General features: G+C 76.8%; 1 pseudogene. It reads right to left on the minus strand.

Going from position 1 to position 315, the window contains the following annotated elements:
* Window positions 1–315: pseudogene (locus tag Z052_RS10530) on the minus strand (KaiC domain-containing protein); the annotation flags it as partial.

Genomic DNA, 315 nt, shown 5'->3' on the forward strand with positions numbered 1-315 from the left:
CGCCGGCGTCGCTCCCGCCGCCGAAGGGGTCGTCCGCACCGAACGACCCGAACTCTCCGCCGCCGCCGACATCGCCGAACGCGTCCGCCGGTACGCCGTCTGCCGTCGAGTCGTCACCGGACCGGTCGCCCCCGGACCGGTCGCCGCTCGGCTCGTCGGTCCCTCCGAACGGGTCACCGTCGTCGGCCGTGTCGCCGGAGGAGCGCGCCTCGCCGTCATCGGTCGCACCGCCGAACGGGTCCCCGTCGCCCGCGTCGGCGTCCGATTCCCCGCGGTTCCCGCCGAAGGGGTCCGCGGGCTCGGCGTCGTCACTCG

The organism is Halorubrum sp. C191, from assembly GCF_002727095.1.
Classification (GTDB): domain Archaea; phylum Halobacteriota; class Halobacteria; order Halobacteriales; family Haloferacaceae; genus Halorubrum; species Halorubrum ezzemoulense.